Genomic DNA, 3,690 nt, shown 5'->3' with positions numbered 1-3,690 from the left:
AAGGTTAACGACGGTTAGATTCACCTCTTACACAGCACCTTCCTAAGGTAGCGAAATTCCTTGTCGGGTAAGTTCCGACCTGCACGAATGGTGTAACCATGGCCACGCTGTCTCCACCCGAGACTCAGTGAAATTGAAATCGCAGTGAAGATGCTGTGTACCCGCGGCTAGACGGAAAGACCCCGTGAACCTTTACTACAGCTTGGCACTGAACATTGAGCCTACATGTGTAGGATAGGTGGGAGGCTTTGAAGTGGCGTCGCCAGATGTCATGGAGCCATCCTTGAAATACCACCCTTGTATGTTTGATGTTCTAACATCGGTCCCTAATCGGGATTGTGGACAGTGCCTGGTGGCTGGTTCGTTCAGGCCACCAGCGACTAAGATCAGGTTGCGGTAGAACGGATTAATGCTTTGGGTTAAAATCTGGTATAAAGCCGTGGGCAGGATCGTCGGGTTGATCTTCAGGGTGGAGCCCTTGCAGGTGTGAATTTCGTCAGCTCGACTTTATGGATGACGGCGCCGATGACCAGTCAAAGCCTGGCTGGGGGACTGCGGATGTTGTTATGTCAGACATGGCCGCAGCAGTTTTCGGGCAAGCAAACAGATCACTGTGGAATTATTTCCCTTTGCGAAACAGCGGCTTACTTTGCCTTTGACGTGTTGCAAGTGGGTGGCACCTTTGTTGCCAAGGTCCTTGCAGGCGGCGCCGAGGGCGAGCTTCAGAAACTATTGAAGCAAAAATTCGACAAGGTGATGGACGCTACAAACCACCCTCCTCCCGCTCGGACAGTTCCGAGAAATTCGTGGTGGCCACGGGACTTTCGCGGCTGATCCGACTGGACAGCCGCGCGCTGCATTCATTAACGTAGGGCGCGCGCGGTCAAAGACTGCTTGGCCAGTTCCCGCTGGATACGCGACAGCCCATCTCCGTCCTCGGTCATGTGACCAGATCCGAAACCGGCTCGTTCACACCTTCTGACCGGATAGGGTCGGCTGCGGATTTCAGAGCTTTGAGAGTCTGTGTTATGAAACGACATGGGCTTTTTCCAAACTGCTGCCTTGGCCGATCTCTGCAATTTGTCTAAAATCCGACTGTGGACGTCTTATGGCCCAATTGTGGCAAAACTGCCTTATTGTTCTCGCTTTGGAAACAAATCACCCTACGGGCGGTTGGGATCCGTCTTGCCGCAGTGACATCAATGCACCGTTCAGCTCTGCTCCCAGGATCAGAATGGCGGCATTGAGGTAGAGAAACGCAAGCGCAACCATCGCCCCCGCCAGCCCCGCATAAGTCGCGGAATACTGTGCGAAACCCGCGACATAGAAGGCAAAACAAAGCCCTGCACCCCACCAGAGAACAACGGTAAACGCAACCCCTGCCCCAAGATCCGCCAGACTGTGCAGCCGGTCGGGCAAGGCCAAATGGCAGATCAAAACCGCAGCAATCGGCACAACAAGCACGAGAATACCGTTCAGGCCATTTTCCCAGCTGTCAACAAACCCGGGGCTCATCAGCGGCATCCGATCTGCCAGATAATGAATAGACAATGGCAAAAGCACCTCAAACAACGCTGCGGCCAACAGGCCCAGCCCGCCAAGGATAACAATAACCACACAGATCAACCGCGCCTTCCAATATGGTCTGCGATCGTCTTCATGATAGGCAGATACCATCGCCAAACGGACCGCATCAATCACCGTCGGATGCGAAGTAAAGCGTCAATACCCCGCTGAATGTCACCAACTGCAGGCCCGAATTCTGCAAAACTGCAACCACTTCCTGTTTGATCGGTCCTGCAACGGCCGCAGGCTAAGACCCAAACAGAAGATCAAGAATATTCTCGATATCAACGTCTTGCGCCGAAAACTCAGCAATCGCCCCGGCGAGGGAAACCGTGAACAGCGCAAAAGGAAACAGTGCCAGCATCATTGACATGGCAATATGGCTGCTGAGCACCCAGCCGTTCTTTTGATTAAAGCGCTTTGCCGCCAGCAACACGGCCCGAAAGAACAATCCCAAGGTCACCTCTCCCATCACAATGGCGCGACCACAGTGGCGAATCCGTATGCGCGCGCATTTGACACTTTCTTTTCCATGGCCAGTGCCTTATCCCTGAATTCGTATCATGGTGGAACTGTCCGACGCCCGCACAATCGGGCTTTGTCCATGCTGGGAGGCCCCTTTTGACGCTGGTGATGAAGAACGTAACCAAATCCTTTGTGGCGCAGGGCGTCAGCCGGGACATTCTGTGTGGTGTTTCTCTTGACCTCAAAGAAGGTGAAACACTGTCTTTGACAGGTGAGAGCGGCTCCGGAAAAAGCACGCTTTTGCATCTGGCAGGCGCGCTGGATCAGCATGACAGCGGAGATATTTTCGTCGATAAGCAGATCACTTACCGGCCTTTCTGAAACAAGGCGTGCTTCTCTTCGGCGCGACAAGGTGGCGATCGTTTTTCAGCAGTTCAATCTGATACCATCGCTGAATGTTTGGCAAAACATCGCGTTGCACGCCAGAATGGCCAAACGCTTTGACCAGATCTGGTGCGAAGAGCTCTGTGCGGTCTTGGGCCTTAGGGATTTGATCGACCGTTACCCCGACCAGCTTTCTGGCGGGCAACAACAGCGCGTGGCCATCGCACGCGCCATGGCGGTCCGGCCAAAGCTCCTTCTGGCAGATGAACCAACCGGAAACCTGGATGAAAGAAGCAGCCAGAACGTGTTGGAATTTCTTCTTAAATTGGTCGAACAGGAAAGAACGGCTCTTTTGCTTGTGACCCATTCCGAGACAATCGCATCCCAAACAGGGCGACGCATACATCTGAGTGAGGGACAAATCACGTGACCCGCTGGGCTTTTATCGCGCTTTTATCGCATTGGCGCCGGGCTCCGGTTCAATCGTTTGCATTGTCATCGGTCTCGCCCTGTCCGCCGCCCTTTGGTCTGCTGTTCAAGCGATAAATGCCACTGCGCGCGCAACCTACGCCGAGGCGCAGGATCAGCTTGAGATCTTTGGAGCAGACCGCATCCTGGCCCAGGACGGTTCACTTACGGTTGATGACTATGTCGCACTCAGGCGCGCTGGATGGCTTGTGTCACCGGTCTGGGACGAGAAAATTACATTAGGTTCGACTGACATCCGCCTGATGGCAATCGATATGGTGTCGCATCCACTGGTTCCGCTTTTGGTCGGAGGAACCAGCGCCGATGCCGGGCAAACGGGCGCTACGCCGATTTTGAGCGATCTGCCTCTGTTTGGCGCATCCTCCACCCTGAACCAGATTGTCCGGGACCTTCGAGACGGCAGCCGTGCCGCAGTTACCGGACGGGCTTATCGTCACAGATTTGTCTGTTGCGCAGCGCTTTTCTGACACGAACACCCTGTCCTATCTCGTTGTTTTAAAAACAACACCCTCCTCGCATCACAGCTTCCCGGTGGGTTCAGATGGCTGTCAGGCGCACGGACATCTCCCGGACAACTGACGGATAGTTTTCACCTCAACCTCACTGCATTCGGGCTGCTCGCCTTTGTTGTGGGCCTCTTTATTGTTCAAAGCACGATCAAATTGGCGGTTGAACAGCGTCGCCCGCTGATGCGTACTCTGCGAAGCCTCGGCCTGTCCTCCGCCCAGCTGATAAGCCTTTGCGCTATTGAGCTGACTTGCCTCGCCCTTGTGGCCGGATCCTTGG

The 3,690-nt window shown here is 54.3% G+C and carries 7 protein-coding genes and 1 rRNA gene; 6 read left to right on the top strand and 2 right to left on the bottom strand.

All coding sequences use genetic code 11. The features are described from left to right. Both ACXAC4_RS26215 and ACXAC4_RS26210 read left to right on the top strand, forming a co-directional pair. Positions 1–465 (top strand): 23S ribosomal RNA (locus ACXAC4_RS26215); the annotation flags it as partial. 21 nt (positions 466–486) lie between these two features. Then, positions 487–834, top strand: a complete 348-nt coding sequence (locus ACXAC4_RS26210; RefSeq protein WP_475167788.1) for an SAM-dependent methyltransferase — start codon at positions 487–489, stop codon at positions 832–834. Between the two features lie 324 nt (positions 835–1,158). On the opposite strand, the gene ACXAC4_RS26205 is transcribed toward ACXAC4_RS26210, so the two are convergent. Both ACXAC4_RS26205 and ACXAC4_RS26200 read right to left on the bottom strand, forming a co-directional pair. Beyond that, on the bottom strand, positions 1,159–1,701 hold the full coding sequence (locus ACXAC4_RS26205) for a YihY/virulence factor BrkB family protein (RefSeq protein WP_475167782.1): 543 nt from the start codon (positions 1,699–1,701) through the stop codon (positions 1,159–1,161). A gap of 112 nt (positions 1,702–1,813) precedes the next feature. Continuing rightward, positions 1,814–2,023, bottom strand: coding sequence for a hypothetical protein (locus ACXAC4_RS26200; RefSeq protein ID WP_474942065.1), 210 nt, complete (start codon positions 2,021–2,023; stop codon positions 1,814–1,816). A gap of 173 nt (positions 2,024–2,196) precedes the next feature. Here ACXAC4_RS26200 and ACXAC4_RS26195 point away from each other — a divergent pair, with 173 nt between their 5' ends. From ACXAC4_RS26195 to ACXAC4_RS26180, 4 genes are all read left to right on the top strand, one after another. After that, positions 2,197–2,412 carry an ATP-binding cassette domain-containing protein gene (locus tag ACXAC4_RS26195; protein WP_475167795.1) on the top strand — a complete coding sequence of 72 codons (216 nt, stop codon included), beginning with the start codon at positions 2,197–2,199 and terminating at the stop codon, positions 2,410–2,412. Then, positions 2,360–2,845, top strand: a complete 486-nt coding sequence (locus tag ACXAC4_RS26190) for an ABC transporter ATP-binding protein (protein WP_475167773.1) — start codon at positions 2,360–2,362, stop codon at positions 2,843–2,845. Before ACXAC4_RS26195 ends, ACXAC4_RS26190 begins: the two co-directional genes overlap by 53 nt. After that, positions 2,826–3,371: a hypothetical protein gene (locus ACXAC4_RS26185; RefSeq protein ID WP_475167768.1), complete on the top strand. Its 546-nt coding sequence runs from the start codon at positions 2,826–2,828 to the stop codon at positions 3,369–3,371. Before ACXAC4_RS26190 ends, ACXAC4_RS26185 begins: the two co-directional genes overlap by 20 nt. 162 nt (positions 3,372–3,533) lie before the next feature. After that, on the top strand, positions 3,534–3,690 hold a 157-nt coding region (locus tag ACXAC4_RS26180), incomplete at its 3' end, for an FtsX-like permease family protein (RefSeq protein ID WP_475167793.1).

It is taken from the genome of Pseudoalteromonas sp. AWM4_233, from assembly GCF_056158285.1.
Note: the sequence above shows the minus strand (reverse complement) of the source record. Positions and strands in the feature narration are given on the sequence as shown.